The following is a 261-nucleotide window of genomic DNA, read 5'->3' as shown; positions in this document are numbered from 1 at the left end:
ATCTATCGCTCTTTTAGGAATTTTCTTTTCCACAAATGTAGCGGCACAAACTGAAACTTCCGGAAGAGAAAAGGTCTACAGAGCTACTCATACGAAAGCAACAGAACTTAAACATACCAAACTTAAAGTAAATTTCGACTATCAGAAAGAGCAGATGAACGGTGAAGAATGGCTCACGGCATCTCCTTTTTTCTACCCTTCAGGAGAACTCACGCTGGATGCCAAAGGAATGCTTATCCATGAAGTGGCACTGGATATGAA

The 261-nt window shown here is 41.0% G+C and carries 1 protein-coding gene; it reads left to right on the top strand.

What is annotated here, in order from left to right:
* On the top strand, nt 1-261 hold a 261-nt coding region (locus ACPYOJ_RS35725), incomplete at both ends, for a hypothetical protein (RefSeq protein ID WP_481420440.1).

This window comes from Rhizobium sp. SVR5-9E (assembly GCF_056755095.1).
The sequence above is the reverse complement of the archived record's forward strand: the minus strand, read 5'-3'. Positions and strand labels throughout refer to the sequence as shown.